Source organism: Burkholderia sp. PAMC 28687 (assembly GCF_001577465.1).
Lineage (GTDB): Bacteria > Pseudomonadota > Gammaproteobacteria > Burkholderiales > Burkholderiaceae > Caballeronia.
The window spans coordinates 643,874-666,494 of record NZ_CP014507.1; the positions used below are offsets into that span (position 1 = coordinate 643,874).

General features: G+C 59.8%; 21 protein-coding genes. 15 read left to right on the forward strand and 6 right to left on the reverse strand.

Features of this window, described 5'->3' with window-relative positions; all coding sequences use genetic code 11:
* Positions 1-794 precede the first annotated feature (794 nt).
* Positions 795-1,526: a Crp/Fnr family transcriptional regulator gene (locus AX768_RS25780; RefSeq protein ID WP_062002931.1), complete on the forward strand. Its 732-nt coding sequence runs from the start codon at positions 795-797 to the stop codon at positions 1,524-1,526.
* An 85-nt stretch (positions 1,527-1,611) separates the two neighbouring features.
* On the opposite strand, the gene AX768_RS25785 is transcribed toward AX768_RS25780, so the two are convergent.
* A complete protein-coding gene (locus tag AX768_RS25785) occupies positions 1,612-1,848 on the reverse strand; it encodes a hypothetical protein (protein WP_062002932.1) in 237 nt (78 codons plus the stop codon).
* Between the two features lie 126 nt (positions 1,849-1,974).
* Positions 1,975-2,109 (reverse strand): hypothetical protein, encoded by a 135-nt coding sequence (locus tag AX768_RS34155; RefSeq protein WP_257722390.1) that lies wholly within the window; start codon positions 2,107-2,109, stop codon positions 1,975-1,977.
* A gap of 269 nt (positions 2,110-2,378) precedes the next feature.
* Here AX768_RS34155 and AX768_RS32990 point away from each other — a divergent pair, with 269 nt between their 5' ends.
* The gene (locus AX768_RS32990; protein WP_086382831.1) at positions 2,379-2,549 is read left to right on the forward strand and encodes a hypothetical protein; all 171 of its coding nucleotides are present in this window, start codon (positions 2,379-2,381) and stop codon (positions 2,547-2,549) included.
* A 21-nt stretch (positions 2,550-2,570) separates the two neighbouring features.
* Positions 2,571-2,879: a putative quinol monooxygenase gene (locus AX768_RS25795; protein WP_062002934.1), complete on the forward strand. Its 309-nt coding sequence runs from the start codon at positions 2,571-2,573 to the stop codon at positions 2,877-2,879.
* Positions 2,880-3,194: 315 nt separating this feature from the next.
* Here AX768_RS25795 and AX768_RS25800 read toward each other — a convergent pair whose 3' ends face one another.
* Positions 3,195-4,784, reverse strand: coding sequence for a methyl-accepting chemotaxis protein (locus AX768_RS25800; protein ID WP_062002935.1), 1,590 nt, complete (start codon positions 4,782-4,784; stop codon positions 3,195-3,197).
* A gap of 237 nt (positions 4,785-5,021) precedes the next feature.
* Here AX768_RS25800 and AX768_RS33910 point away from each other — a divergent pair, with 237 nt between their 5' ends.
* The 4 genes from AX768_RS33910 to AX768_RS25820 all read left to right on the forward strand — a co-directional run bounded on the left by AX768_RS33910 (position 5,022) and on the right by AX768_RS25820 (position 8,210).
* Positions 5,022-6,137 (forward strand): GAF domain-containing protein, encoded by a 1,116-nt coding sequence (locus tag AX768_RS33910; RefSeq protein ID WP_062002936.1) that lies wholly within the window; start codon positions 5,022-5,024, stop codon positions 6,135-6,137.
* 106 nt (positions 6,138-6,243) lie between these two features.
* Positions 6,244-6,687, forward strand: coding sequence for an ester cyclase (locus AX768_RS25810; protein ID WP_062002937.1), 444 nt, complete (start codon positions 6,244-6,246; stop codon positions 6,685-6,687).
* Between the two features lie 54 nt (positions 6,688-6,741).
* On the forward strand, positions 6,742-7,752 hold the full coding sequence (locus tag AX768_RS25815; protein ID WP_231941609.1) for a Dyp-type peroxidase: 1,011 nt from the start codon (positions 6,742-6,744) through the stop codon (positions 7,750-7,752).
* 80 nt (positions 7,753-7,832) lie between these two features.
* Positions 7,833-8,210: a TraR/DksA family transcriptional regulator gene (locus AX768_RS25820; RefSeq protein ID WP_062002938.1), complete on the forward strand. Its 378-nt coding sequence runs from the start codon at positions 7,833-7,835 to the stop codon at positions 8,208-8,210.
* A gap of 33 nt (positions 8,211-8,243) precedes the next feature.
* On the opposite strand, the gene AX768_RS25825 is transcribed toward AX768_RS25820, so the two are convergent.
* Entirely contained in the window at positions 8,244-9,407 is a 1,164-nt protein-coding gene (locus AX768_RS25825; RefSeq protein ID WP_062002939.1) for a mandelate racemase/muconate lactonizing enzyme family protein, read from the reverse strand.
* A 32-nt stretch (positions 9,408-9,439) separates the two neighbouring features.
* Complete coding sequence (locus tag AX768_RS25830) at positions 9,440-10,807, reverse strand: MFS transporter (protein WP_062002940.1); 1,368 nt, start codon at positions 10,805-10,807, stop codon at positions 9,440-9,442.
* Between the two features lie 303 nt (positions 10,808-11,110).
* Between AX768_RS25830 and AX768_RS25835 the strand changes: the two genes are divergently transcribed.
* Positions 11,111-12,217, forward strand: a complete 1,107-nt coding sequence (locus AX768_RS25835) for a LacI family DNA-binding transcriptional regulator (protein WP_062002941.1) — start codon at positions 11,111-11,113, stop codon at positions 12,215-12,217.
* A 269-nt stretch (positions 12,218-12,486) separates the two neighbouring features.
* Positions 12,487-13,362 (forward strand): lipid A biosynthesis lauroyl acyltransferase, encoded by an 876-nt coding sequence (locus tag AX768_RS25840; RefSeq protein ID WP_062002942.1) that lies wholly within the window; start codon positions 12,487-12,489, stop codon positions 13,360-13,362.
* 5 nt (positions 13,363-13,367) lie between these two features.
* On the opposite strand, the gene AX768_RS25845 is transcribed toward AX768_RS25840, so the two are convergent.
* Complete coding sequence (locus tag AX768_RS25845; RefSeq protein ID WP_062003678.1) at positions 13,368-15,743, reverse strand: acetamidase/formamidase family protein; 2,376 nt, start codon at positions 15,741-15,743, stop codon at positions 13,368-13,370.
* 332 nt (positions 15,744-16,075) lie between these two features.
* Between AX768_RS25845 and AX768_RS25850 the strand changes: the two genes are divergently transcribed.
* The 6 genes from AX768_RS25850 to AX768_RS25875 all read left to right on the forward strand — a co-directional run bounded on the left by AX768_RS25850 (position 16,076) and on the right by AX768_RS25875 (position 22,620).
* Entirely contained in the window at positions 16,076-17,005 is a 930-nt protein-coding gene (locus AX768_RS25850; RefSeq protein ID WP_082771481.1) for an ABC transporter substrate-binding protein, read from the forward strand.
* The gene (locus tag AX768_RS25855; RefSeq protein WP_062002943.1) at positions 17,005-18,609 is read left to right on the forward strand and encodes an amino acid ABC transporter permease/ATP-binding protein; all 1,605 of its coding nucleotides are present in this window, start codon (positions 17,005-17,007) and stop codon (positions 18,607-18,609) included. The genes AX768_RS25850 and AX768_RS25855 overlap by 1 nt, the downstream gene beginning before the upstream one ends.
* 100 nt (positions 18,610-18,709) lie before the next feature.
* Complete coding sequence (locus AX768_RS25860) at positions 18,710-19,954, forward strand: acetamidase/formamidase family protein (protein ID WP_062002944.1); 1,245 nt, start codon at positions 18,710-18,712, stop codon at positions 19,952-19,954.
* Positions 19,955-19,993: 39 nt separating this feature from the next.
* The gene (locus AX768_RS25865) at positions 19,994-20,770 is read left to right on the forward strand and encodes an ABC transporter ATP-binding protein (protein ID WP_062002945.1); all 777 of its coding nucleotides are present in this window, start codon (positions 19,994-19,996) and stop codon (positions 20,768-20,770) included.
* Complete coding sequence (locus tag AX768_RS25870) at positions 20,767-21,609, forward strand: ABC transporter permease (protein WP_062002946.1); 843 nt, start codon at positions 20,767-20,769, stop codon at positions 21,607-21,609. Before AX768_RS25865 ends, AX768_RS25870 begins: the two co-directional genes overlap by 4 nt.
* Before the next feature lie 30 nt (positions 21,610-21,639).
* A complete protein-coding gene (locus AX768_RS25875; RefSeq protein WP_062002947.1) occupies positions 21,640-22,620 on the forward strand; it encodes an ABC transporter substrate-binding protein in 981 nt (326 codons plus the stop codon).
* The last annotated feature ends 1 nt before the right edge of the window (position 22,621 follow it).

Here is a 22,621-nt window from a genome sequence, read left to right on the forward strand (position 1 = left end):
CGGGGAATCTCTCGCGTTGCGGCTCGCGTAGATATTGTCGAGTCGTGGTCGCGCTGAGATTTCTTCGCAAACGTTTGGCCCGTCAAGGGCATTGCCGGGTCACGGACTCAGTCGTTCTGCCACTATCGCCACGATGTTCGCCAGAACACGTTCGCTTTCGAAGCATTAAAACAAGAACGCAACATTTTCAGTTCGCCTCCGAATTCGCATGCAAGTTGAAGCGGACCCCGCCCACACTGGGCTTTCGCCACACCAGCGGGGCTCGGCGATACATCGGGCGTCTCTCGGGCGATCCAACTCAGCTCGATGAAACAGTTCTGCATCATTTTTGATTCGCCCGACGAATGGCCTGTCTGTAGGGGTTTATCCCCCTTAATTTCAACGTGTTTCAGCAGGCATTTAAGTCCGCAAGGCGCTACTGGCAAGGCATTCGGCAGACAAAACCCGCTGATGACATTCGTCGGAAGGTTCCGCGCATACTTCCGTCCCAATGTTCAGAAGTGAAACATAAATCTTCTCGGGTCCTGTGTGCGGTGCGGCATATCCAGCCTGCCCCCTTGCTGGCATTGGGTTTCGCCCCTCTTGGCACGGTCCTCGCTAATAGTGAGGTGCAGCACTCGCTGGTGTCGTAAAAGCCGGAACGACAAACAGGCAATACGACAATCACGAGAACTGCTTACGGGGCTGGCCGCTTTGATGTTCACGATGGATGCCACCAGATGCATCCACTGAACTCAAGGCAGGCTGGAATAAAAAGTACGGCGCACAGCGCAAAAATATAAGAGAAGACCATCATGTTGACGCTTCAATCCGACCTGCACGGCAATCATCTGTTGGGCGCGCTTCCGGCGCACGAATGGCAAGCGCTCACGCCCCACCTGGAGCTCGTTCAATTGCGTACGGACCAGTTGCTGTGTGATTCGGGACAGCGGATTCACTTCGTGTATTTCCCGACGACGGCCATCATCTCGCTGCTTCACACGATGGAAGACGGCGGTTCGGCCGAGATCGCCGCGATCGGACGCGAAGGCATGACAGGTGTTCCAGTGCTGACGGGCGGCGACACCATGCCCACGCGCGTTCAGGTCCAGTGCAGCGGGTTCGCGTACCGGATGAGCGCAAGCGCCTTGCGTGAGCACTTCAACCGTTCCGATTTTCTGCGCCGCCTCATGCTGCTGTATATGCAAGCGCTGTTGACGCAAGTGGCGCAGACGGCCGCATGCAACCGTCATCACTCGCTTTCCAAGCAGTTGTGCCGTTGGTTGTTGATCGAGATCGATCGTACGCCGACGAATAACCTGCAGGTCACACAGCAGATGATTGCCGACATGCTGGGCGTGCGCCGGGAAGGTGTGACGGAAGCAGCGGGGAAGCTCCATGACGCGGGGCTGATTCACCACAGCCGCGGTTGCATCAAAGTGCTCGATCGGGCCGGTCTTGAAGCGCGTGCGTGCGAATGCTACGGCATCGTCAAGCGTGAATTCGACCGCATGCTGCCGCGCATGCGCCAGACTGAAGAAGTTTGATGAGGGTAGCGAGCGAGACGACGGCCCCGGATTCGCGCAAGCCGCGAGTCTGGTGAAAGCCCGTTACGCAGCTTGAGGCAATGTTTTAACGTGAAGTATTAAGCGGGCCGCCCACGCGATAACGGCGACGCGCAAGCACTTCACTCATTTCAAGTTCAGCGGCTTCGGCATCTCCGGCCTCGGCTAGCGCTCGAGCCATCTGAAACGCTTCGCGCTCCGCTTCATTGGTAGGCTGCAGTTGTTCCAGCATCGCTTCAATGCGGGAGTGTGCGGTGCGAAATGTCGTCGATGGCTGTTCAAGCAAATTGGAACGTGTTTGCATGGCGCGTCCTGTCTAAATTTCAGTGCTAGGGTTTTTACTAACCTTAGCACACGACATATTTATCCGTGCAAGACGTTAGGTGAGAACTGTTTGACCGGGCTTACGTGTTCCTTTCGTGCCTGACGATTACGCATCGTCTGTCTTTCGTTGTTCTACTGCGTCCGGTACGGCATCAGGGTTGGTCGCCGCTTCCAGCATTTCCGTTTCCCATCTTCGCGCCTGGCGAATTCCGAGGCCTTTCCAGATTGCCGTCGATGGCATTGGATATCCTGCGTTCGGTGTCGCTTTGAGGCGCCTCGTTTTGTGGCATGGCCGTGCCTGACTATCCGCGAAAATCTTGCCTGCTGTTTGTGCGACAAAAATCATCGGCGGACCCGACGGCTCCTCCCTGCGAGTCATGGAGGCATGCGCCTTGCGGATGGCCTGATAGGTGGCGAAAAAAGCTGTCACCCGCGCCGCAACTGCATTCGTGCACGTTCGGCTCCCGCCGGTTTCAGCCCGCTCCCATCAACCCTCCATTAAAGGTTTCCATGACTGATCCACGTAACGTTGCACACGACAAGAAAGTACAGCAAGAGAAAAAGCATCACGGCGAGGAGATTGCTCCTGAAGCCGTTCATGCTCCACAGCCAGGGAAGAAGCCGCATCTGAAGGAAGATGAAAACAAGGCAACGCCATCGGACGATGAAACCGCCAGCTAGTAGCACATTCAAGGAGAAACTATGGCTGAGGTCTTGAATGTCATCGCCGTCATGAAGGCGAGTGCCGGTAAGGAAGATCAGTTGAAGGGCTTGCTGCTTGACGCGTTGCCCAAGTTCCAGGCGGAGCCGGGTTGCCTCGCGTACACGCTGCTCAATGACCTTGAGCAGCCGACGCGCTTCATCACCTACGAGGCATGGGAAAGCGAAGCTGCATTACAGGCGCATATGAAGGCGCCCACACTCACGCAGGCAACACCGGTCATGAAAGAAATCTTGGCCGAGCCAATGGAACAAATACGCTTGAATGCGCTTCCCGGAAGCACGCTGTAGTCGTTCAATGCACCCCTCGCATGGGGCGACCTGCAATTCGCTTTAAATTACTCAGCCGGAGATATCATGGATTTCGCAACCCTGGACTCAACCATTCCCGAAACGCCGCCAGACGCTCCGAACCCCGGACCATCGCCTTCAGATGTGCCCGATGTCGGCAGCCCGGAGCCAGAACCGGATCAGCGTTGAGACTGCCGGAATGCGGGTCAAGCAGTCGTAGAGTGGCTCTGCACGTGTGTCGAGAAGACCGGCTGAATTCGTTCAGTCAGCCGGTCGTTCTCATACTCGGGTTCCGAAGACTCGGTCATCTGGATCTCAACCTGCCATGTGTCCACCCGGCGCAGTGGCAAGCCGGAATTGCGACACACTTTCGATTAGCCGTCTGCCCTGGGTTTCGAGCGATTGCGAAGCGGCCGCTGCCTCTTCCACCAGCGCGGCGTTCTGTTGCGTTACCTGGTCCATTTGCGTGATTGCGAGGTTGACCTGCTCGATGCCACGGCTCTGGTCGCCCGAGGCAGAGGAGATTTCACCAAGGATGGTGGTGACGCGCGAGACGGCCTCTGTCACTTCTGAAATGGTGACGCCTGCTTCGTCCGCAAATTGCGAGCCTTGGCGGACGTTGTCAACCGACGTCGAGATGAGCCCCTTGATCTCCTTGGCCGCACTGGATGAACGCTGGGCGAGGCTGCGTACTTCAGACGCGACGACCGCGAAACCGCGCCCCTGTTCGCCGGCGCGCGCCGCTTCCACGGCGGCGTTGAGCGCGAGGATATTGGTCTGGAACGCGATGCCTTCGATAATGCCGGTGATCTCCGCAATCCTGCCTGAGTTGTCGCTGATCGCCGCCATGCTGTTCACGAGACGGCCGACGACTTCGTTGCCGCGTGTCGCGACATTTGATGCGTCCGCTGCAAGCGTGCTCGCGAGCACGGCGTTCTCTGCATTGCTGCGCACGGTCGAGGTCAGTTCGTCCATGCTCGAGGCGGTTTGCTGCAAGGACGCGGCTTGTTGCTCCGTACGGGAGGACAAGTCGATGTTGCCCGCGGCAATTTCCGTCGAGCCATTCGCGATGTTCTGCGCCGCTCCGCGCACTTCGCCAATCAGCCGGATCAGGCTCGCGCGCATGTTCGCCATCGACGCCATCACGCTGCCTTCGTGCGCGTCAAGCGACGCGTCGGAGGGTGTGAGTTCGCCGCGTGCCACCCGTTCGGCCTCGGCGCGTAACATGTCCGGCTCGGCGCCGAGCGCGCGGGTAAGGCTGCGCGTGATGAGCACGCCGGCCGCGAGCGCAAGCGCCACCGCCAGGGCGCAAAGCCCGACAAGAATTGCGCGCTGCGTCGCATATGCGGTGTCAGCCCGTATTTCCAGCTTGTCCGCTTGTTCTCGCGTGTAGAGCGCGAAATCATCGGTCGACTTCACGAGTGCGGCGAGAAGCGGGCGGCATTTCGACGTGATCTTCACGCGCGCCTGATCCTGGCGGCCTTCGAGCGCGTCCTTGACGATGTCCAGTGCAACGGGCCCGTAATCGCGCTCGACCGATGCAATGGCGTCGATCAGCGTTTTAGCGTTGGGGTCGTCGGATCTGGCAATCGAGTCGTTGAGCTTTCTCAGGTTCGACTGGACATCGTCGTGCGCGGCGAGGACCGCCGCCTTCTCTGCGGCCATGTCGTCGGCCGAGGTGACGATCACGAGATTGCGCGCTGCGATCGCGCGCCGGTCCACGGCGGTTCGCACGCGCATGGCGAGGTCGGCGCGCTCGCTCACACCATCGATATACGTTTTCAGCCGATGATTCGCCTCGCTGAGTTCAATGAGCGCGAGTCCCGCGACCACCACGAGAAGCATCATCAACATGCCATACGAAGCTGCTAGCCGACCGCGCACGGTCCAGGATTTCGATCTCATTGAACACCTCTATTTTTGTGGTTGAGCGGATCAGTGTTTTCCGGGTCCCGAAAAAATCAGCGAACGCGTACATGGAAGGTTAACGAGTGGAAGGCTGGATACTTTAGCAATTTTTCCAAATTTGCCAATTTTGGCATTTCTACTGAATAGGGATTGCGCGAACGGGTAAGATGTAGGAATGACCGCGCAATCGTTGTCCTAGCGTGTGTCCATGCCCAATCCACTTTTTCCCGCACCATGGACGATCCAATCATCACCTCCCGAGAAGCCGCATCCTTGCTGGGAGTGTCGACGCGCACTGCGCAAGTCTGGATCGAGCAATACGCACTGGAGTCGTGGAAGACACCCGGCGGACACCGGCGCGTGCGTCGCAGCGAAGTGATCGCGCTGCGCGAACGGCTGGCGCCTTCCGAGCCGAAGCGCAGACCGGTGATGCTGGTTCAGGCGGGCAAGCTCAACAATGCGCGAATTTGCGAAGCACTATCGGCGCTGGGCGAGGTGATCGCGATCGACGACAGCGATCCGCTCTCATCCCTGACCATCATCGGCCGAACCATGCCGGCGGTCGTAGTGATTGAAGTGGGAGATACGAACCTCGAACAGCTCGCAATGCTCACGCATCTTTTTATCGATCCGTTGCTCGGGCATACGCATGTGCTCGTTCTTGGCGACATGACCGCTGGGCAGGTCGTGGCGCAAATGCGTCCCGGTGAGCAGGTATCGGTGGCGTCGCCGCAGTCTGGCGGCGAAGAACTTCGCGCGATCGTCGAGACGATCCTGGCGCAAGGTGAGCCCGGTGCATCGAATCGAGTACCTGCGCTATTGGAAAGCATGCGCGGATATCCGGTTCCTCCCGACGAAAACGAGCGGCTCAAAGCGCTGAACCGAACGGGCCTGGTCGATACACCTTTAGAGCCGGCCTTCGACAAGATCGTCCAGGTGGCGGCAAATGTTTTGCAAACGCCGGTTTGCCTGATGAGTCTGCTGACGCACGACCGGCAGTGGTTCAAAGCGCAGGTCGGCTTGGCCGAACGCCAGACGCCGCGCCTATGGGCCTTCTGCAACCATACGATCGTGCAGAATGGCGTTTTTGTCGTGGAAGATGCGGCTGCCGACGATCGTTTTCGCGGCAATCCGCTCGTGACCGGAACGCCGGAGATTCGTTTTTATGCCGGCGCTCCGATCAAGGACTATGAAGGTTACGCGCTGGGATCGCTTTGCGTCATCGACAACAAGCCACGACAGATCAATGACGAGCAGCGGGCAACGCTCAAGACGCTCGCCGAGCTCACCTCCGATCGCATCAATCTGAGAACCCACACGCGCCAGCTTGCCGGCGGGCCGACGAGGTAACGGGCGGCGGAGCGCAGCGAGCCAGCGGCGTGACGCGATGAAAATTCGCGTCGGCGCTAAGATAGGAACGATCAACCGTTCATTCATCGCGGGCCCGGGAGCTGACATGGAACATTTGCATCAAATGCCGCACACGGCGCAACGGCAGCTCATCGTCGATTTTTACAAGGCGGTCGCCGCGCACGATATCGAACAATTGCGCGCGGTCGTGGCGGGCGATTGGCAGTACATCCCCGCGATATCTGACGGCCAGTCCGGCCCGGACCAGATGATTCCCGCATTCAGGAATCTGGCGATCGGCTTGCCCGATATGAAAATCGATCTGCTCGATGTTCTCGTCAGCGACGACCGCGTCGCCGTTCGTGCGAGTGTCTCGGGAACGCAAACCGGCCCGATCATGGGCGTGGCGGCGACGTCGAAGCCAGTCAGTTTCGCTATTCACGCGTTCCACGAAGTGAAGAATGGCAAGATTACCCGGACGTGGCATCTCGAGGACTGGCTCAGCATGTTCCGTCAGATCGGCGAACTGCCCACCGACCTGTCTCACTGAAACCGATAAGAAGAACCGGGAGGTCCAGTTGATGCGTCCGGATTTTCATCGATAATGGAACTGGACGCGGCAACCGATACCACAGGAGAAATCTTGAGCCCGACATCTTCGCCAATCTCCGCTGCCCGGCGCGCGCTCGATACGGAGCCGCAATCCATCGATGCACCGTTGTCAACAGCAGCCGCGTTCCTGATCCTCGTCATAAAGGACGACGATGCGTCGATTGCCACAGCGCGCTCAGTTGTAGGGAGCACCGATGACCTCGTCAAGGATGTCAGGATCCGGACCGAGGGCGGCGTGTTCACCTGCAACGTGGGGATTTCACATCGCGTATGGGGGCCGCTCACCGGCAAACCGGCGCCCAGCGAACTCGCGCCGTTCAAGGAAGTGCGCGGCGCGAAGCATACCGCGGTGGCCACAGAAGGCGATCTGCTGTATCACATTCGTGCCGAGTCGATGGGCGTGATCATCGAGTTCGAGAAGCTTCTGCTCGAGGCCTTCGGGGACTCTGTTACCGCAATCGACGACGTCGCAGGATTCCGCTACTTCGACGGCCGCGACCTGCTGGAGTTTGTCGACGGCACCGCGAATCCCGACGGCCTGGACCTGCCTGCTGCTACGATAGTCGGCGACGAAGATCCGGCCTATACCGGCGGCAGCTATGTTGTGATCCAGAAGTATCTGCACGACATGGGCGCCTGGCGCGCGCAGAGTGTGGAAACCCAGGAGGCGATCATCGGTCGTACCAAGTTCAGCAACAGCGAGTTGCCGGATGCGACGGAAGGCCAGAAATCGCACAAGACGCTCTGCACGATCGAGGACGCAGAGGGTGAGCATGACATTCTTCGGGACAACATGCCGTTCGCCGTCCCTGGCCGGGGCGAGTATGGTACCTACTTCATTGGTTATTCGCGCCATCTGTGGGTGATCAACAAGATGTTGGAACGGATGTTCATCGGCAACCCTGCGCCGCTTCATGACCGGATTCTCGACTTCTCCCGGGCTGTCAGCGGGGTCACGTTCTTTGCGCCGGCCCGCAAGTTTTTAAGCGACCTGGGTGACTGACGCGTTGTCCCGGCCGTTTGCTCGGCCGCCGAAGTTATTCAAACCGGAGCGCCTGGCGCTTCAAGGTAAAGGAGGCAACCATGCCGGATCAACAGAGCGACTTGAGTGAGGCGTTTATCACACAGCAGCGCACACGCCTCGAGGCAATGCGCCGTGAACTGCTGGGCGGCGAGGAAAATACGATCGCGGATGAGCGCACTTCCCAGGAGAAGCATGACGACGAGGCGGTCGAGTTCGAGGACGACGCGCAGAACATGGCACAGGACGAGATCAACCAGTCGCTGCGCAACGTGAATGAACATCGCATTGGCGATATCCTGCGCGCGCTGCAGAAAATCAGCGAAGGCACCTATGGCCTCTCGGACGAAAGTGGCGATCCCATCCCCAAGGCCCGGCTCGAGGCAATGCCGGAAGCCATCTACACCGTTGCGGAGCAGGGGCGCCGTGAGGCCGGGTAAGCGCCATCGCGTGCTGGACGGCGCTTCGCTTGTTTACTGATCGACAACGAAACCGTCGAAATGCGGTCTCATTGAAATGGGCTTGGACAAGGGCGGACGGATGCGCTGCGCATCCGGCAGCAACGCCATGCCGAGCCCCGGACCATTGGGTATGTCCACGAAACCCTGGTTCGGCAACGGCACCTTGTCGACGATATTGCTGCCCAGATGTTCCGGCCGCGATTCGAAGATCCCGGCCTCGAAACCTGTCGCGTATTCCTGGATCGCGAAGTTGGGGATCGCGGCATCGAGCTGCAGGCACGCAGCGAGACCGATAGGCGAGAGCGGGTTGTGCGGCACGACCTGGATATGGTGCGCCTCTGCCATTGCCGCGACTTTGCGTGCGCCGGTAATGCCGCCGCACAGGCACAGGTCGACGCGCGCATACTCCACGCCGCCCCGGGCCATCAAGGTCTGGAATTCATAGATGGTCGAAAAGCGTTCGCCCGTCGCGATCGGAATATGGATTTTTTCCGCCACACGGGCCATCCCGTCGGGACCCTCCGGACGGATCGGGTCTTCAATGAACATGGGATGCGTGTCTTCAATGCCGCGCGCAAATACGATCGCCTCGGCCGGCGTCAGGCGTCGATGCAATTCGATCAACAAGTCCACGCGGTCGCCCACTACTTCACGCATCTGATGCACGTTGCCGATGGCATCGCGCATCTTCTTGATGTGCGTCTTGAAGTAGACCTGGTCGTTGCCTTCGTCCAGGAACGGATTCAGGTGGCCGAATGCGTTAAAACCCGCTTCCATCTTGGCCTGGCATTCCACCAGGATCTTCTCGATATTGCTTTCGTAGATATGCCCGTAAATACGCGCTTTCGTGCGCACCGGACCGCCGAGCAGCTCATAAATGGGCGCGTTGAATGCGCGTCCCTTGATATCCCAGAGCGCGATATCGATGGCGGAAATCGCGGCGTTGATGGCCAGTCCCTGGAAGTAGCTGAAGCGATGCATCACGTTCCAGTGATGTTCGATTGCAAACGCATCCTTGCCGACGAGATATTCGGCAAAACGGCGGATGGCAGCGCCTGACGCTTCGATATGCCCCCATGCGCCGGCTTCTCCGTATCCTGTGATTCCTTCGTCGGTATCGACGCGAACAAACATGAACTGACCGACATGCAGTGGTTCGACTTTCGTGATTTTCATGGCTACTCCTGTTTTGTCCTGTGCTTTGACTATTACCGTGATGCTTGCGCCGGCGCGGTGTCGTTCTTGATTGCAGCAGCGTCTGCACTGGCCGTTGGTTCGTCGAGATTTCGGCCTCGCGTCTCCGGTCCGAGGGAGACCGAGACGGCCGTGATGACGCCGAGCGCCACGACATACCATGCGACCAGATGAGGCGAGCCAGCGCCGGCTGAGAGCAGGCCGACCGCGATCATCGGCGCGATGCCGCCCGAGATGGGCGAAGTGACCTCGCGGGCGAGGGAAAAGCCGGTGTACCTCACGCGCGATGGAAACATCTCTGCGAGCCATGGACTTTGCGCGGAAGTCATCATCGTCTTGGCTATCGACGAAACCAGGATGAGTCCCGCGTAGATCCATATGATCTCGCCGCTTTGAAGCATGCGAAAGAACGGGAAGATCGCCAGTCCGGAGATCAACGCCCTGCCTATATAGACGGGTTTGCGTCCCACCAGGTCGGAGACCCAGCCGAAGAACGGGACGGTTACGAATTGCAGTGCAGTACTGAACATCAGTGCTGTCACGATCACGTCGCGCGACATATGCAACTGCTGGGTGACATAGACGATCACGAACGATTCGTAGATATAGGCGAGCGAATTGTCGCCAAGACGCGCACCCCATGCGCACAGCATAGGGCGCAGCGAGGTGCTGAAGACTTCGCGTATCGGCGCCTTGACGACAGCATTGCGTTTTTGCAGGTCGAGGAACGCGGGCGTTTCCTTGAGCGAGCTGCGCAGCACCAGGCCGAGGATCACCACCACCGCACTCAGCAGGAAGGGTATGCGCCAGCCCCATTGCTCGAACGCACCTTTCGACAGGCTCGATGAAATATGAAAAGTGGCAAGCGACATCAGCAGGCCAAGTGCGACGCCTACATACGGCAACGAACCATAGAGGCCGCGCCGTTTCGGGGGCGCATATTCGATCACCATCAGGACGGCGCCTGCGTACTCCGCGCCGGACCCCAGTCCTTGCAGCGCCCGCAGGACGCACAGAAGGAGCGGCGCCCAGACGCCGATCATGGCGTAGGTTGGCAGGAATCCCATCAGAGTGGTCGAGCCGCCCATCAGCAGAAGGGTGATGATCAGCACCTTCTTGCGGCCAATCCGGTCCCCGAGCCGTCCAAAGATCACGCTGCCCACAGGCCGCACGAAGAATCCGATAGCAAAGCTTGCGTAAGCCAGGAGAGTGCCCGTCAGATGATCGTATGACGGGAAAAACAGCTTGTTGAACAGCGTGGCGGCGGCCGTCGCGTACAGGTAGTAGTCGTACCATTCAACCGCCGTCCCGACGATGGCGCTCAGAATGGCGTTGCGGACTGCGCGCCGTACTTCAGGCGATTGACGGTGTGTGCTTTGCAAGGGCAACCTCTGTTCTTTTATCGAACGCCGCGCGCGAGGCGCTGCGTGTCTCCATCGGCTCCGAGCGGTGCAGCTCGCAGTATCTGGCACTTCCAATGCCGCGCTGACGCAGGCTTTTCATTGACCGAACTCCGCCGGACTTCACAATGCTGCTTTTTGATACGCTTGCCGGCGATATTGCTCGACGCGTCCGGTACAAACACCCCGCGTCTTCAATTATCGTCTGGAAACGTTTCCGGAAACGTTTCCAGACGATAATTGCTTCAAACATGTGTTGTCAAGAATTGATTGGGAAATTTCGAGATGAGCAACAAGACAACAGAACCTGCCATCGTGAAGTCCGGCATCAAGGCGGTCGCCGAACTGGCGGGCGTGGGAATCGCATCCGTGTCGCGGGTGCTCTCAGGTCAACCCGGCTCCAGTCCGCAGATGACGCAGCGCGTGATGGACGCGGCTCGCCAGCTTGGCTACGCGCCCAACGTGCTCGCACAAAGCTTGCGCCGGCGTGCGACGCATTCGATCGGATTCGTCGGCTCCGACATCAATAACCCGCTGATCGCATCGATAGTGAGCGGTGCGGAAAGCGTGCTGAGCGTTGCCAAGTATTCGGTCTTGCTGACCAACTCAGGCGGCGACCCGGGAGTGGATGCGCAGCGCATCGACATCCTGCTACAGCGCCAGGTCGATGGTCTGATCGTGTTGCCCGCGCTCGAGGACGATCCTGCGACGCTGGCTGCGTTGCGCGGCGCTCAGGCGCCGGTCGTCCTGATCGACCGCACCTTGCCCTCCGACATCGGCGCGCACTATGTGCTGTCCGATCACTTCCAGGGCCTCGGCGATGCCGGCCGCCATTTGCTGCAAGCCGGTCACAGCCGGATTGGACTGGTCGTGGGGCTCGACGTTAGGCCGACCCGCGAACGGATTCGCGGAGTGGAGGCGGCCTTCGACAGTCTGGGCCTCGCGCGAAACCTGATCGTTCACCGGGGACGCTTGTCGCCGGAACATGGCGAGCAGGCCATCGGAGAACTGCTTTCAGGCGAGAACCCGCCAAGTGCGGTCATCCTGGGTGGCAATCAGTTGCTCGAAGGTGCGCTGCGCGCGGTGCATCGAAGAAAACTTACGCTGGGCGTGGATTTGTCTCTGGTGAGTTGCGACGACCTGCCGTTATGCCGCCTTCACCATCCGCCCATTGCAACGGTCATGCGCGATACGGCTCTGCTCGGCCGACGCGCCGCGGAACTGCTTCTTGCCCAGCTTCGTGAACCTGGTGCCACCGATCCTGAATTGATGCCGACATGGTTCGAGGCCCGGGCGAGTTGTGGTCCGTTCGTGGGCTCGGCCAGCACGTCTGCTGCTTCTCCAGGAGCGAAGAAACGCGCGAAGCAGGGACCCTCTATTTCCAGCAAATAAATCCGTCAGCTCAGACTGCCAGGACAACGGCCCGAACAAGATTAAAGTTGGAAAATCGATCCACTAAATATGGATAATCAGGGACAACCCTGCGCTCGAGATTTGCCCGTTTATTTGCCTGACACTCAGACGTGTTAGTTTGAGGGGCATTAACTCGTTCTTACCCAGCTCGCCGAGAGTTGAAAACACCGGTGCCTCGACCATTTTGAAAATGCGGTGTTGGACATATACGGCGCGCGGTAGGCGGCCCTCAAGCAGGAGATCGTTCTTTGAAAATAATTGGGTTCGCCATCATTGTCGGGCTGTTACGGGTTTTATCGATTCTTCCATATTCGTGGGTCGCTCGCTTTGGCAGCGGAATCGGAGGTGCGCTTTACCTGATTCCGAGTCGGCGAAAACGCATCGTGCTGATAAACCTGGGCCTTTGTTTCCCGTTAAAAAGCGCGAACGAGCGGGATATTCTTGGTCGTGACCACTTTCGACAAGTCATTCGAAGCTATTTTGAGCGGGGCATCCAATGGTACGGAAGTGCGCAGTCCCTCACGAAGCGCATCACGATCGAAAGCAGCATTGACCTGTCCGATGCCAATGCACCCCCTACCATTTTCATGGATTTTCACTTCGTCGGAATCGAGGTAGGTTGCCTGCTTTACTCAACACGCCAGCCGGTCGCAGCACTGTATTCACCGATGTCGAATGTCCGTTTATGCGAACTCGCGCGAAAGCAGCGCGGTCGATTTGGCGCGGAGATGGTCGAGCGCGGTTCCAGCGCAAGAAAGGTTATCGCGCTGCTGCGGGCCGGAACACCCGTGATGCTCGCGGCGGACCTCGATCACGGTGCGGCCAACTCTGTATTCGTGCCGTTTTTCGGCGTACCTGCCTGTACGCTCACGTCGGTTTCACGACTGGCCAAGGTAGCCGGTGCACGAGTGGTGCCATTCGTTACGGAAGTATTGCCGGGCTTCAAGGGGTACAAGCTGACGATCTTTGAGCCGTTGATCGACTTTCCCTCAGGCAACGACACAACGGATGCGCGCAGGATGAACGCATTTCTCGAGGCGCAGATCCTTCGGTTTCCGGAACAATACTACTGGGTGCATCGTCGTTTCAAACATCGTCCGGCCGGGTTGCCGGGCGTTTATTGACGACGTCATGAGCCGGACGCGAACAGCGCCTTGCGGATGATCGCGTGCACGCCCCAGTTTCCATCGACGACCTGAGTGACGCCGAAGTCGACCGCGACCGACATGAGTGAGATCGCTTCGTCTTCCGAAAGCCCTTTTGTCGACATGAGGAATCGCCGTGTCTTGATGAATGCGTCGCGCATGGCCTGATCGAGCGTCGACTTCTGATAGACGTCGCTTTGCGCGCTCGTGCCGAACTCCGCCAGGTAGTTAGGATGACTGAAGCCATGCAGAACCCATTCTTCAGCAGTTTCCACGAGCGGGTAAGTGAGGTCGGCGAAGGGCTGGTCGGTCAGCGTCTTTTTCTTGTGCAGGACGAGTTCGAAGTCGCCCGTCAGCGAGCATTCGATTGCCGTGCCGCAAAGCTCCGAATCGCCCTGCGACGCATGTGGATCCCCAATCGAAAGTAACGCGCCTGCCACGCCTACAGGCAGATAGACGCTTGCGCCACGCCCGACGCGCCAGTTATCCAGGTTGCCGCCGAAGGCTGACGGGGGGATCGAATCGATCAACCCGTCCTGCTGCGGGGCGACCGCGATCACGCCAAAATGCGGCCGCACTGGAATGGTCACGTTCTTCAGGATGTTGTGATTTTCGACAACCGTTGAATGATCGACCGGCACGCCCGGGTAGTCGATTGTCGGATGGAGCACGCCGAAGGGATCGCGTTGCGGTGTCCATCGGTAGTTGTAGACGGCGCGTGCATAAGCGGTGACGCCGTCGTCGGCGGGTGCTGCGTCAATCTCGTAGATGGTGACGACTTCCCGCGGCTTGGGCTCCGTCAGCAGTTCACGATAATGAAAACCCCACCACGCGGCCGCGTTGCTGCCGAACGCACGGCCGTGGAATTTCGGGTTGGCGCAAGGGCGCGCGTGAATATCGACAATTCGAACTTCGAGGACGTCGCCGGGTTCGGCATCGCGAACGGCAATCGGACCCGTGCAGATATGCACGCCGAAACCTTCGCCGGCGCCGCGGCCATAAATGGATGCGTCCATCGGGCCGGCGCCGCGCCGATTCACATTCTTGCGCTCTGAAGTCCAGTGAAACACGCTTTCGGCACCCGGGTCACCCGCGACCATGCGTTCCCAGTCATCGGCGGCATGCTGGGTGAGCGCCTCGATCGTGACCGTGTCGCCGCTTTGCACTTCCAGCACCGGCTTCAGGTCATGGCTGAAATAGCCCCAGTGCACGGTGTTGGCCGTCGCGCGCAGCAGATGATGACGCGGCTTGCCGCGTTGCGCGGGGGCTTCGGTAAGCACTGCATCGAGGCCGTTATCGAGCGCTACCAGCGTATCCGCATCCGCCTCGGCGCCGGCCTGTTTTGCTTGCAGGAGCAGGGCAGGCGCGTTCACGGGCAATCCACGCGAGATGCGCCGCACGAGATGCCGCGCGATCTCAAGACTCGCCTCATGACGAAATGTGCGTGGCGATGCACCGTACCGCTCGCGAAAGACACGGCTGAAATGCGCGGGATCGTTGAAACCCCACCTGAAACAGATATCGGAGACAGAAACCTTTTCGTACAGCGGGTCGACCAGTTCCGCACGACAGCGCTCGAGTCTGCGCGAGCGCAGGTAGGTGGAGAAGCTTTGCCCTGCGGTCTCGAAGAGCTTCTGCACGTAGCGTGGCGAGACACGCTCTTCCTTGGCAAGCATCGCGACGCTGAGCGCGGGGTCGCCAAGGCTCGCTTCGATCAACCGGCACACACGAGAAAAAATCGCCGCCTGGGAAGGCGTCAGCCCACCGAACGAACCTTTGCGTTCGTGTCCCGCAAGACTCGCGACAAGGAACTCGGCCAGCGCCAGTTCCAGCGGGCGAAGTTCTCCCGCCGACAAGCTTTCCACGCTTTCCGCGACCGATCGAAGAAAGCCCGAGAAAACGTGGCCGATGCCGGCTTCGCCTGACAGTCGCGCCGCCCGCAGCGAAAACGGCGACAGCACGCGCGCATTGACGGCGTCTCGCGGCACCCGTACGACGAACACGCGAAAGCTCGAAGCAAATGCAATCGATGCCGCCTGTTGAGAGGACGCGTAGACGATGTCATGCACGCCGACCGGCTCGCGCAGGTCGTCGGCGACTAACGTGGCGTCTCCGTCAAGCAGCAGCACGATCATGAGGCTGTCTGCGTGATCGGCTTTGAGTTCCAGCGTCTGCGCGACTGACGCGAGCGACGTGAGCTCGAACCCGCCCGTGGATGTCTGCGACGTCAGCGTGCCGTGCAGCGTGCGGTCGGAGGCGTCGAGCCTGCTGTACCAGCCGAGCCTGTCGAGCACCATACTCCATTCGCGCACGCGTTCGACTTCAGGGTATGACTCGGTGGTGAAGCGCAACAGGTCCAAGCAGAACTCCAGAAGAAAGCGGCAAGACGCAATGCTTGAAAGCAACCTTCGCGCCATCGGCAATGGCTGCCGTGCTGGACCATTCAGCGCAAATTCGTGCGTGGTGTGTCGGATGCAGTGCATGCATGCGCCATTGCAGCGCACTCATGCACGAAGAAGCACGCTTCGCAGCAAGCACCCGTGAGCGGCTCACACCGGCGTTCACGTCTGTACCAGCAGTTGTGCGCGTGCAGACAAGTCTTGTTGATTTCGTTCACATACGCTCGTGTCGTGCAATGCAACAGGGCGTGCGTCGTGCAAGCCATTGTCATCAGCCGCATAGGAGCGTTTCAATGAACAAGAATATTTTTGGCCGGGGTTGGCAGCGCATGAGCGCGTGGTTAGGCAAAAGCCACGCACGCCTGGCGTTGCTCGGCAGCGTGTGCTCCGTGTTGTTTCTCGTGTCGGGACAAGCCAGCGCGGCGGGTCCGGCTACGCCGGCGGCATGCACGGCGTTGCAGGCCAAGTATCCGCAACTCAAGGGCAAGACGCTCGTCAACGCAATCAATCCGCATACGCCCGGTTATGAGGCGCTGGACCCGAACGACCCGAGCAAATACATCGGCTTCGATATCGATCTTGGCGAACTGATCGGCAGTTGCCTCGGCTTCACGATGACCTACAAGCCCGTCACCTTCGCCGCGCTGCTGACGACCTTGCAGAGCGGTCAGGCAGATATTGTCATCTCTGATATCTACGCGACCGAAGAACGTGCGAAAGCTGCCGACTTCATCACTTACTCCAAGGTGTTCGACGGCGTGCTGGTCGTGAAGGGCAATCCGAAGAAAATCACCGGCATCAACACGACGATGTGCGGCACGACAGCCGCTGAAAACACGGGCTACGTGGAGGTTCCGCTGATCCAGAACCTCGGGCCGGCATGCAAGGCCGCCGGCAAACCGGAGGCAACGGTACAGCTTTACGATAACAACGCGAACTGCATCCAGGCGATCCTGGCCGGCCGCGCCGACACCTACATCAACGATGTCAACACCGTCGACCAGGCGGTCAAGGCGTTCCCGGACAAGCTCGAAAAGGCGACCGCCGTGACGTTGCCGTATTCGGTCGGCATTGGCGTACCGAAGGGCAAGACCGAGTTCCGCGACGCCATCATGGCCGCGCTGGTCGCGATCCAGAAGAGCGGTGCGCAGACTGAGTTGCTCAACAAGTGGCAACTCGGCGCGGGCAATCTCGAACCGGCCAAGCTGATCGTATCGAACTGATGGATCTTTTTCTCCATTACCTTCGCCTGCCGTATCTGCTCGAGGGCATCAGCTTTACGGTCGCAGTCACGGCACTGGGTCTTGCAGGAGGCCTTGTCGTCGGGCTTGTGCTGGCTGCCATGCAGCTCAGCCGGATCGGGCCGCTGGCGGCCATCGCACGAGGCTACACGGTCATCTTCCGCGGGACGCCGCTGATCCTTCAGCTCGTGTTTGCATACGATGCGCTACCGCACATCGGACTGAAACTGAGCGCGATCGGAGCAGCGGGGCTCGCGCTGGCATTGAATGAAGGTCCGTTCATAGCGGAGATATTGCGCTCGGGCGTGCTGGGCGTCGATCGCGGCCAGACCATCGCGGGTCAGGCGCTGGGCATGACGCCCGGCGTGCTGATGCGGCGGATCATTGCGCCCCAGGCCATTCGTACGATGGTCCCGGCGCTCGGAAACGAATCCGTCAGCGCGCTGAAAAACTCATCGCTCGCTTCGGTGATCTCGGTAGGCGAGTTGACGTTGCGCAGCACGCAACTCGCCTCGTCGACCTTCGATTTCTTCTCGATCTTCTTTGCGTCCGGCTTGCTCTACTTATGTCTGACCGGTGCTATCGCTGCGATCCAGCTCTCCATAGAACGGGCGCTCGATCTCGACAAGCCGGCCTCGCCAAACGGTTTCAGGCGCTTTCTGCCCTGGTACAGGTCAACGCCTGCATCAAAGCCTGACCCGGGCGGCGCAGCCGCTGAACCCGCAGCCGATATGCCGCCCGCGTTTCTTCCCGTAAGCGCTTCGGAGCGCGCGACCCGGTACGACGCGTTGTCGCGCAACGGCGCGGCGGTGCAGATAAGCGGGCTGCAAAAGCGCTACGGCGAGCAGACCGTGCTCGATGGCTTCGACCTCACCATCCGCTCCGGCGAAGTCGTTGCGCTGCTGGGTCCGAGCGGGTCGGGCAAGAGCACGCTGCTGCGCTGTATCAATCATCTTGAACAATGGGATGCAGGCGAGATCCGCGTCGGCGGCAGGCGCCTGGGCTTTCGCGACGATGGCCGGCGCCTGAATCCGCACGATCTCGCAAACGAGCGCGCAAGTGTGGGCGTTGGCATGGTGTTCCAGCAGTTCAACCTCTTCAGCCATCTCAGCGCACGCGAGAACATTGCCGGCCCGTTGCGCTGGGTGCATGGCTTGACGCCGGCGGCCGCCGATCAGCGAGCGCGTGAACTTCTGGAGCGCGTGGGCCTGAGTCATCGCGCCGATGCGCTGCCGCGCCATCTCTCAGGCGGCCAGCAGCAACGCGTGGCGATTGCACGCGCGCTCGCACCGAATCCGCGCGTGCTGCTGCTCGATGAACCGACGTCGGCGCTCGACCCCGAACTGGTGGGCGAAGTGCTTGAGGTGATCCGGCGCCTCGCATTCGAGGACGGCCTGACGATGATCATCTCGACCCATCAATTGCGTTTCGCCGATGAAGTCGCCGACCGCGTGGTGTTCCTGAGCGGCGGCGCGGTGGTTGAGGAGGGACCCGCGCATGAAGTATTGACGCGCCCGCGCCATCCGCTGACTGCGCGGTTCCTGAGCGTCATGGGGGCGGACAGCTGCGTGGAAGTCATGTCCTAGAGATGTTCCCGAGCACCTCCGGTCGCCAGTGAACGACAGGTGCCTTCCAAGAAAATCTGCAAACACACTACCGCCTGCGGTTGCTCCCCGAGGTCAGAACATGAAGCATCACATCCTTCCCGTGTCACCAGAAACCGTGCATTGGGGGTACTTCAGCAAACAGGTCTCACCGAGCCTGACGCTGAAATCCGGTGACCGCGCCACCATCGAAACGCTCACGCATCATGCCAACGACGACCATGAACGCATGATTGCCGGAGACCCGGGTGCCGAGAGCGTCTTTCACTGGACGCGGGAGCACAAGGCCGTATCGCGCCGGGGCGCAGGTCCGGTCGACGGCCCCTTCAAACTCGGCTCGGGAGAGGGCGTTGGCGTCCATCTGCTGACCGGCCCGGTGTTCATTGAAGGCGCCGAGCCTGGTGATGTGCTGGAAGTTCGTATCCTCGATGTCCGCCCACGTCCGAGCTGCAGCGCCTGTCACCGTGGCCGTTGCTTCGGTTCGAACGTTGCCGCCTCATGGGGCTTCCAGTATCACGATCTGATAGAAGAGCCGAAGCCCCGCGAAGTCGTGACCATCTTCGAGCTCGATACCACCGGCGAACCCTTCGCGCGTGCCGTCTACAACTATGTCTGGACGCCGCAGACCGATCCGGATGGCATCGTGCATACGAACATCGACTATCCAGGGGTAAGGGTCGACCACACGCTCGTCAAGCGGCGCGAGAACATTCTTCCCGACATCAAGGTCCCCGCGCGGTTGCATTTCGGCACGATGGGGCTGGCGCCGTCCGAGGCGGACTTTGTCAGCTCGATTCCGCCCAGCTACACCGGCGGCAATGTCGACGACTGGCGCGTGGGCAAGGGCGCGACCATGTATTACCCGGTCGCGGTCGAAGGCGCATTTTTCTCGGTCGGCGATCCGCACGCAGCGCAGGGCGACAGTGAACTCGGCGGCACTGCAATCGAGACGTCGCTTACGGGCGACTTCGAATTCATCCTTCATAAGCATGCGGACCTCGGTGGCACCCTGCTCGAAGGGCTGACCCATCCGATGCTGGAAACCGATCAGCAATGGTCGGTGTACGGCTTCACGTTCCCCAACTACCTGGCTGAGCTCGGGGACAACGCTCAGCTTGAAGTCGCACAGCATGCAAGTCTCGACAAAGCCATGCGCGATGCATTCCGCAAATTGCGGCGGTTCCTGATGACCGTGCACAAGCTGAGCGAGGACGAAGCGATCGCGCTGATGTCGGTCGCGGCGGACTTCGGCGTGACGCAGGTTGTCGATGCGAACTGGGGCGTGCATGGTTCGATTCGCAAGGACGTGTTTGCAGCGCACAGATAAGTGGCACCGGCCGATCGTTCAAACACGAGGAAAATCCGCATGTCCGTGCAGCTCGCGTTACGCAACATCCGCAAATCGTTCTCCAATAAACTCGGCACGGTCGATGTACTGGGTGGTCTCACGTTCGATATCAACGAACGCGATTTCGTGAGCATCATCGGTCCATCGGGGTGTGGAAAAACGACCGTATTCAATGTGATTGCCGGTCTGCTCGAAGCCGACAGCGGCGACATCGTGTACAGGGGGCAGACGGTCGAAGGACTGCGCGGCAAGGTCGGCTACATGATGCAGCGCGACCTGTTGCTGCCGTGGCGCACCGTGCTGCAGAACGTGTTGATAGGCCCCGAGCTGTCGCGCATGCCGGTTGCGCAAGCGCGCGACATGGCGATGGAATATCTCAATACGTATGGCCTCGCCGGTTTCGAGAACGCGTATCCGCGCATGCTTTCGGGCGGCATGCGCCAGCGCGTTGCGTTGATCCGGACGCTGATCAACGACCCCGACATCATCCTGCTCGACGAACCGTTCTCCGCGCTCGACTATCAGACCCGGCTCTATCTGGAAGGCGTATTGATGGAAGCCGTGGAGACGTTTCATAAGACCGTGGTGCTCGTCACCCATGATATCGATGAAGCTGTCGCGCTCTCCAAACGCGTGGTCGTGCTTGGCGGACGCCCGTCGCAAGTGAAGAAGATCTATGACATCGATATCAGCGCGCGCTCGCCGATCGGCGCGCGCAGCGATCCAAACTTCTCCGGCTACTTCCACGCGCTGTGCGGCGAACTCGATATCCAGACGGAGGTTGGTTCAGCATGACGCAATCCGTTTCCATCGTGCAACCGGAGCAGAAAGTGCGTGCCCGCAAATTTGTATTCGACAGCGGCTGGGGCCGTTCGCTCCTGCAACTCGCCGCGGTGGTCGCATTCTTCGCGATCTGGGAAGGCGCCGCGCGGCTCGGGTGGGTATCGAATTTCCTGGTCGGGTCGCCGGCGAAGATCTTCGATGCACTCGTGCGCGATATTCATTCAGGCCAGCTTTTCATCGATACCGGCTACACGTTGTTCGAAGCGATCCTCGGTTTCGTGTTCGGCACGGCGGTCGGTTCCGTATGCGGTCTTGCGCTCTGGTATTCGCCGTTCATCGCGCGGCTGATCGAGCCTTTCATTGTCGCGATCAACAGCGTGCCGAAGATCGCGTTCGCGCCCATCGTGATTCTCTGGTTCGGGACGGGGCTCGTGTCGAAGGTCGCGCTGGCGATATCGCTCACGGCCATTGTCGCGCTGATTGCCGCGTATGAAGCCGCGAAGGACGCGGACCCGGATCTCCAGGCCTTGCTTGTCACGCTCGGCGCCAACAAGAACGAAGTGTTCACGAAGGTCGTCGTGCCTTCCACGCTGCCGTATGTGATCTCCACATTTCGCATCAACGTCGGGTTTGGTCTGGTCGGCGCGGTCGTCGGCGAGTTCATTTCTTCGGAGCATGGACTCGGGCACATGATCTTCACGGCGTCGAGCCTTTATGACCTGAACACCGTCTGGGAAGGGCTTTTCGTGCTGATGGCGATCGGCTTCGTGCTCTATTTCCTGATCGACATGATCGAGCGCCGGCTGCTGCCGTGGCGCCAGGCATCGAATGCAAACACGCTCAAGGTTTGATTGATCAACTACTCGAACAGGGAAATACTGATGGCTCTCAACGCAAAAAACCTTCTTACCGTGCTGGGCTCGGTGCTCGCGTTTTGCGCGACGTCGGTCACGACCACGGCGCTCGCCGCCGACAAGAAAGCGACCATCTCGCAGGCATTTCAGTCAATGCTGTACCTGCCGCTCTATGTTGCTATCGACGGGGGCTTCTTCACGAAGGAAGGACTGGACGTGACCAAGCAGACGGCGGGTAGTCCGAGTGCGGCATTATCGGCCGTACTGTCGGGCAGCGCCGACTTTTCGCTTCATGGCCCCGAGTGGACCGCGGTGGCGGCGGAGAAGGGCGCGGACGTCGATGTCATTGCGAACGTCGTGAACGGGGCCGCCGTGTGGATTGCGACGGCGCCCGACGTCAAGTTCACGAGCATCAAGGACGTGAAAGGCGAAGTCGTGGTTTCGGGACAAATGCCAACGACCAGCACGTCGCTGTTTTTCAGGGCGTTGAAGGAGAATGGCATGTCGCCAGGCGACGTCAAGCTCATACAGGTCCCGCTTGGCTCCGAGATCGGGCCGCTGGTGGCGGGGCAATCGAAGATCGCGGTGATGTACGAGCCGGGTCTCGACCAGGCGGTCGCCAAGGGCATGAAAGTCGTGCTGAGTTTTCCCAAGCTGTATGGCGAGTACGCGTTTTCGTCGATCACGGCCAAGCGCAGCATCGACCCCGATACAGCCGAGCGCTTCGTGAAGGGCTTGCAAAGCGCGTTGCTATACATGCAGACCAATCCGGCGGAGACTGCCGCGATCGCCCGCAAGGAATTCCCCACGCTCGATGCTCCTGTGGTCGACGCCGCCGTCAAGCGTATGCTTGCCGATGGCGTCTATCCAAAGAACGTGGACATCACGCCGAAAGCACTGACGGTCGCCATGGACACGCAGATCGCGCTTGGCAATTTGAAGCAACAGCCCAAGTACGATACGTTCGTCGCGCGTAGCTATATCCAACCCGCACTCGCTGCCAAGTAAA

Excerpts from the sequence above, each read along its gene's own strand:
- AX768_RS25825 (WP_062002939.1), bottom strand. The coding sequence starts at position 9,407 with ATGAAAATCACGAAAGTCGAACCACTGCATGTCGGTCAGTTCATGTTT.
- AX768_RS25795 (WP_062002934.1), top strand. The coding sequence starts at position 2,571 with ATGGCTGAGGTCTTGAATGTCATCGCCGTCATGAAGGCGAGTGCCGGT.
- AX768_RS25860 (WP_062002944.1), top strand. The coding sequence starts at position 18,710 with ATGAAGCATCACATCCTTCCCGTGTCACCAGAAACCGTGCATTGGGGG.
- AX768_RS25810 (WP_062002937.1), top strand. The coding sequence starts at position 6,244 with ATGGAACATTTGCATCAAATGCCGCACACGGCGCAACGGCAGCTCATC.
- AX768_RS25780 (WP_062002931.1), top strand. The coding sequence starts at position 795 with ATGTTGACGCTTCAATCCGACCTGCACGGCAATCATCTGTTGGGCGCG.
- AX768_RS25870 (WP_062002946.1), top strand. The coding sequence starts at position 20,767 with ATGACGCAATCCGTTTCCATCGTGCAACCGGAGCAGAAAGTGCGTGCC.
- AX768_RS34155 (WP_257722390.1), bottom strand. The coding sequence starts at position 2,109 with ATGCCATCGACGGCAATCTGGAAAGGCCTCGGAATTCGCCAGGCGCGA.
- AX768_RS25875 (WP_062002947.1), top strand. The coding sequence starts at position 21,640 with ATGGCTCTCAACGCAAAAAACCTTCTTACCGTGCTGGGCTCGGTGCTC.
- AX768_RS25785 (WP_062002932.1), bottom strand. The coding sequence starts at position 1,848 with ATGCAAACACGTTCCAATTTGCTTGAACAGCCATCGACGACATTTCGC.
- AX768_RS25800 (WP_062002935.1), bottom strand. The coding sequence starts at position 4,784 with ATGAGATCGAAATCCTGGACCGTGCGCGGTCGGCTAGCAGCTTCGTAT.
- AX768_RS25835 (WP_062002941.1), top strand. The coding sequence starts at position 11,111 with ATGAGCAACAAGACAACAGAACCTGCCATCGTGAAGTCCGGCATCAAG.
- AX768_RS25865 (WP_062002945.1), top strand. The coding sequence starts at position 19,994 with ATGTCCGTGCAGCTCGCGTTACGCAACATCCGCAAATCGTTCTCCAAT.
- AX768_RS32990 (WP_086382831.1), top strand. The coding sequence starts at position 2,379 with ATGACTGATCCACGTAACGTTGCACACGACAAGAAAGTACAGCAAGAG.
- AX768_RS25855 (WP_062002943.1), top strand. The coding sequence starts at position 17,005 with ATGGATCTTTTTCTCCATTACCTTCGCCTGCCGTATCTGCTCGAGGGC.
- AX768_RS25850 (WP_082771481.1), top strand. The coding sequence starts at position 16,076 with ATGAACAAGAATATTTTTGGCCGGGGTTGGCAGCGCATGAGCGCGTGG.
- AX768_RS25815 (WP_231941609.1), top strand. The coding sequence starts at position 6,742 with ATGGAACTGGACGCGGCAACCGATACCACAGGAGAAATCTTGAGCCCG.
- AX768_RS33910 (WP_062002936.1), top strand. The coding sequence starts at position 5,022 with ATGGACGATCCAATCATCACCTCCCGAGAAGCCGCATCCTTGCTGGGA.
- AX768_RS25820 (WP_062002938.1), top strand. The coding sequence starts at position 7,833 with ATGCCGGATCAACAGAGCGACTTGAGTGAGGCGTTTATCACACAGCAG.